This window comes from Bradyrhizobium sp., assembly GCF_019242285.1.
GTDB lineage: Bacteria > Pseudomonadota > Alphaproteobacteria > Rhizobiales > Xanthobacteraceae > Bradyrhizobium.
Genome location: NZ_JAFAVV010000403.1, coordinates 1 through 4,265, shown reverse-complemented (window position 1 = coordinate 4,265; position 4,265 = coordinate 1). Strand labels below are relative to the sequence as shown.

Genomic DNA, 4,265 nt, shown 5'->3' with positions numbered 1-4,265 from the left:
TGGACTCGAACCGTCGGCACCCGCTGAGCAACCGGCGTGGTCACCCTCCCCTGGAGGGGGAGGGTCGGCTCACATGAAGCGAAGCGGAATGGGAGCCGGGGTGGGGTGATGCTTCCGCGCGCGCACTGTCTAATACGGAGAGACCGTCACCCCACCCCGGCACGCATCTCGCTTCGCTCGAACGCGTGCCGACCCTCCCCCTCCAGGGGAGGGTTCAACCGCTCTGTTCTTTTTTGAATGCGACGGCCCCGCCGCAAGCGGAACCGCGCTCGCCGGCTATCCGAGTCGATCACGACGATCATGCTCTACACCGCAACCTTCGCCACCTCGGGCTTGTTGACGAGATAGAGTCCGGCGATGACCAGCACCGCCGCTGCACCGAACGGCGCGGTCAGGGGTTCATGCAGGATCAGATGGCTCGCCACGATGCCGAACAAGGGCGTGATGAAGGTGAAGGCCGACAATCGGCTCGCCGAATAGGTCTGCACCAGCGCGAACCAGAGCGTGAAGGTGATCCCGACCACCCAGATGCCCTGGTAGATCACGAGGCTCACGGCGAGGTGTCCGGGAAAGTGGGAAATCTTCTCGCCGGCGAGCCAGGCCGAGAGCTCCAGGATCGGAATCGACACCGCGACCTGGTACGCCAGCGCCTTTTCCGGCGCTGCGAAGCGCAGCCGCGAGCCCTTGGCGATCACCGTGGTCGCACCCCATAACGCACCGCCGCCGACCAGCATCAGATCGCCGAGCAGCACGCGCGCATCGACATTCGGCTGCGGCACCCCGATCGCAAGCGCGACTCCGGCAAAGCTCAAGGCGAGGCCGGCCCACTGCGTCGGCCGCAGCCGCTCGCCCAGCAACTGGTTGGAGCCGAGCGCGACGAAGAACGGCGCGGTGTAGAGGAACACCACGCCGCGCGAGGCCGTCGTCAGTTGCAGGCCGCGATAGATCAGCACGAATTCGATCCCGAACAGGAAACCCGCCAGCAGGCCGGGAAGCAGCGTGCCGTCGGCCCGGAAAAACCTGACGCCGCGCACCCAGCCTGCCACCAGCAGCACCGGCAGCGCCACGAAGGCGCGCAGCGTCGCCTGCGCCATCGGCGGAATCTCCGGCAACGCCAGCTTGATGGCGACCTGGTTGAAGCCCCAGGAGAGGCAGATCACGAGCATCAGCGCCACCGCGCCCGGGCGGAGCGGCGGCGCCGCAGGAGGCGAGATCAGGACCAACTGTCTGGAAGGCATGTTTCCTCGGGATCCCGCCAGCGCTACGCGGCCTTCTGGCAGTGGAAACAGGTGCCGGTGATCTCGACCACCGAGAGTTTCGGCGCAAAGCCCGAGGCACGCGCCGCCACGGACAAGCTCTGCGCCACCGGCGCGGCGGGGATCTCCCCGACCGTGCCGCAGCGCTCGCAGATCAGGAATGCGACCATCGCCGCCGCGTCATGGTCGTGCGCGCAGGCCAGATAGGCATTGCGGCTCTCGATCCGGTGGACGAGGCCGTTCGCCATCAGGAACTCCAGCGCGCGATAGACGGTGATCGGCGCCGGCCGCGGCATCGACCGGGCAAGCTCTTCGATCACCTCATAGGCGCCGAGCGGGCGGTGGCTCGACAGCAGCGCCTGTAGCACCTGGCGGCGGATCGGCGTGAACCGCTGCGCCCGGTTCGCGCATACCTGCTCCGCATGATGGATGGCCTCCGCGGTGCAGCGGCCGTGATCATGGTCGGGGGCGGGAAAAGCCGGTTTCAAGCTCATCGCGGCGACATTTAACCCGCCCGGGTGGGCAACGTCCAACATTTCGCTGTTGCCGATGCACGAGCCGGACCCGCGTCGCGCGCGGCCTCTTGGAGCCAGTCAATTCCTTGTTAACTTGAATAATTCATAAGCTTGCTTATTATATTGCAAGCTCATTGGAGACCAAGCTTATGAACCGCGGTCCGGCGGACACGAATTTCTTCTTCCTGCTCGGCGAGGTGCAGCGACTGGTGCGCGCCTATGCCGACAAGGAGGCCGCCCGCTACGGCATCACCCGCGCGCAATGGGCGGTGCTGGCCTATGTCGAGCGCAACGAGGGCATGAAGCAGACCGAGCTCGCCGAGGCGATGGAAATGCAGCCGATCACGCTGACGCGATTGATCGACAAGCTCGCCGACAATGACTGGATCGAGCGGCGTGGCGACGACAACGACCGCCGCGTCAACCGGCTCTATCTCAGGAAGAGCGCACGGCCGCTGCTCGGCAAGCTGAAAGGGCTGAAAGCGGAGCTCACCGCCACCGCGCTGGACGGCATCATGCCGGCGGACGAGCAGCGCCTGCTCGCACAACTGGAAACCATCAAGGAAAACGTACGCAATGCCATTCAGAACACCGAGGCGGAAGCAGCAAGACGGGAGCAGCGCTATGGCTGATCCGGTGCTGAAATTCCCGCCCGAGCAGAAGACTGCTCCCGCGGGCCAGCCGGCAACCAAGGCCGCGCCGCCGCGGCGCAGCCTGTCGTCCGGGCTGAAGCGCTACCGCCGCTTCCTGCTGCTCGTCGTGCTGCCGATCATCGCCGCCGTCGGCGGCGTCGTGTTCTATCTCAATGGCGGCCGCTATGTCGGCACCGACGACGCCTATGTCGGCGCACAGAAGGTGCTGGTCACCCCCGACATCTCCGGCAAGATCGACAAGATCGTGGTGAAGGAAGGCCAGCACGTCGACGCCGGTGACGTGCTGTTCGAGATCGATCCCGAGCCGTTCCAGTTCGCCCTCGACCAGGCCAAGGCGCAGCTCGCGCAGGCCAAGACCACCTACGACAATCTGGTCGCCAACATCAAAATCTACGGCCAGATGCTCGATCTGGCGCAGCAGGGCGTCGACCTGAAGCAGCGCGATGTCGAGCGCAAGCAGCAACTGGTCAACCAGAAGGTCGGCTCACAACTCGACCTCGACAACTCCGCCACCGGCCTGGTCACCGCGGGCGCGCAGGCGCAGTTCGTCAAGCAGCAGCTTTCCAATGCCAAGGCGCAACTGCTCGGCGACCCCGATTTGCCGATGGAGAAGTTCCCGCCCTATGCGCAGGCCAAGGCGCAGCTCGACATGGCGCAGCGCAATCTCGACCACACCGTGCTGCGCGCCCCGATGGCCGGCATCGCGACCCAGGTCGACCAGATCCAGCTCGGCCGCTTCGTTCCCGCCGGCACGCCGGTGTTCTCGATCATCGACGTCGACAACCCCTGGGTCGACGCCAATCCGAAGGAAAGCGATTTCACCTATGTCGCGGTTGGCCAGCCGGTGACGCTGGACGTCGACGCGTTCCCGAACCACGTGTTCAAGGGCTATGTCGGCTCGCTCTCGCCCGGCACCGGCGCGCAGTTCGCGATCCTGCCGCCGCAGAATGCCACCGGCAATTTCGTCAAGGTGGTGCAGCGCGTGCCGGTCCGAATCTACTTCGACAAGGACGACGCCTTCGTGAAGAAGCTGAAGGCCGGCATGAGCGTCTACGCCACTATCGACACCAACCATCGCCGCACGTTCGCCGGGCTGCTGGGGCTGTCGCCGGCGTCCGCGAGCCAAGACTCCGAAAGCCAGGACTGATCCGATGTCGCCGACCGCCCTGCCCCCTCCCAGCGCGGTTCCCGGCCTGCGCCGCAACATGGTGACGATCTGCGCCATGACCGCGACCATCATGCAGGCGCTCGACACCACGATCGCCAACGTCGCGCTGCCCTACATGCAGGGCTCGCTGTCGGCGTCGCAGGACCAGATCAACTGGGTGCTGACCTCCTACATCGTCGCGGCCGCGATCATGACCGCACCGGTCGGCTGGATCGCCAACCGCTTCGGGCGCAAGCGGACCTTCATCGTCTGCTCGGCCGGCTTCACCCTCGCCTCGGTGCTGTGCGGGCTGGCGCAGGACATCAACCAGATGGTGCTGTTCCGCCTCTTGCAGGGCGTGTTCGGCGCCGCGCTGGTGCCGCTGTCGCAGGCGGTGATGCTCGATTCCTACTCGCTGCAGGAACGCGCCAAGGCGATGTCGATCTGGGGCATGGGCGTGATGATGGGCCCGATCATGGGGCCCTCGCTCGGCGCTTGGCTCACCGAGACCTATTCCTGGCACTGGGTGTTCTTCGTCAACCTGCCGTTCGGCCTGATCACCGTGCTCGGCCTCGTCATCTTCATGGACGAAACGCAGCAGGACCCGAACCTGCGCTTCGACTGGTTCGGCTTCTCAGCGCTCGCGGTCGCGATCGGCGCGCTGCAGCTTGCGCTCGACCGCGGCGAGCAGCTC

5 protein-coding genes are annotated in these 4,265 nt (G+C 65.8%); 3 read left to right on the top strand and 2 right to left on the bottom strand.

Going from position 1 to position 4,265, the window contains the following annotated elements; genetic code table 11:
* Nucleotides 1–305: 305 nt before the first annotated feature.
* A complete protein-coding gene (locus JOY90_RS15625; protein WP_291692019.1) occupies nucleotides 306–1,238 on the bottom strand; it encodes a DMT family transporter in 933 nt (310 codons plus the stop codon).
* Between the two features lie 23 nt (nucleotides 1,239–1,261).
* A complete protein-coding gene (locus JOY90_RS15620; protein WP_291692018.1) occupies nucleotides 1,262–1,750 on the bottom strand; it encodes a Fur family transcriptional regulator in 489 nt (162 codons plus the stop codon).
* 170 nt (nucleotides 1,751–1,920) lie between these two features.
* Here JOY90_RS15620 and JOY90_RS15615 point away from each other — a divergent pair, with 170 nt between their 5' ends.
* The 3 genes from JOY90_RS15615 to JOY90_RS15605 form a co-directional block, all read left to right on the top strand.
* On the top strand, nucleotides 1,921–2,403 hold the full coding sequence (locus JOY90_RS15615; RefSeq protein WP_291692017.1) for a MarR family winged helix-turn-helix transcriptional regulator: 483 nt from the start codon (nucleotides 1,921–1,923) through the stop codon (nucleotides 2,401–2,403).
* Nucleotides 2,396–3,571 (top strand): HlyD family secretion protein, encoded by a 1,176-nt coding sequence (locus tag JOY90_RS15610; protein WP_291692016.1) that lies wholly within the window; start codon nucleotides 2,396–2,398, stop codon nucleotides 3,569–3,571. The genes JOY90_RS15615 and JOY90_RS15610 overlap by 8 nt, the downstream gene beginning before the upstream one ends.
* Before the next feature lie 4 nt (nucleotides 3,572–3,575).
* On the top strand, nucleotides 3,576–4,265 hold a 690-nt coding region (locus JOY90_RS15605), incomplete at its 3' end, for an MFS transporter (RefSeq protein WP_291692015.1).